Source organism: Janibacter sp. CFPM2_SD2 (genome assembly GCF_057364645.1).
This window is the reverse complement of the sequence record NZ_JBNFOF010000391.1, coordinates 1-736: the sequence shown is the minus strand read 5'-3', so window position 1 is coordinate 736 and position 736 is coordinate 1. Positions and strand designations below refer to the sequence as shown.

The window sequence follows — 736 nt, the reverse complement described above, 5'->3', positions numbered from 1 at the left end:
CGAGCCACCGGCCTGCGGCACGCGGCTGCCCACGAGGTGGCCGTCGCGGAAGAGCGGGCGCACGTTGCCACCCGGCTCGTGGCCGGGTGCGTCGTCACGAGCGGACTGCACGCCGAAGGAGGGGGCCGACGGATGCGTCGACGGCGCCGGACCGGCTCGCGGCCGGTCATGGCACCGAAGACCGCCGGACGCTCTTCCGACGGTGCCGGCTCGGCGTCGTCCGGTCGTGCGGACTCGGCGGAGCTGTCGGGGGAGGCAGCGGCGGGAGTGGCGGCGAGGCCCTGCTCCGGCGACCCGCCCGTGACGGCGCCGGAGACGAAGTGGCCGGGGTCGCCGGCGGGAGCTCCCCCTGCCGCGTCGGCGGGCGAGTCCTCCTGGCCGGGTGCGCCGGCCGGCGAGTCCTCCCGGGCCGGGGCGCTGCCCGGCATGGGCGGCAGCCCACCGGGAAGCGCTCCGATGGTCGGCCCGCGCGGCCGCGGGCGGTCGATCTCCTCGTCCTCGCTCGGCGGGGCGAGGGTCGCGTTGGCGGGGTTGTCCTGGGGCTGGAAGCCGCCGGCCGCGGCTACCGGACCGGAGTCGATGGCCTCGGCCTGCGCCTCGTCCTCCTCCATGCCGGCCAGCAGGGAGCTGCGGTGGCTGTGGGTGGTGCCGAAGAGGAAGTCGAAGCTCGGCAGCTCCTCGTCGTCGCCGCTCGCGCCGCCGACGGCGGCCGGGGCTGTCGCGCCCCTGGGCGGCG

At 78.3% G+C, this 736-nt stretch carries 1 pseudogene; it reads right to left on the bottom strand.

What is annotated here, in order from left to right:
• Positions 1-736: pseudogene (locus AC2W7J_RS18580) on the bottom strand (hypothetical protein); the annotation flags it as partial.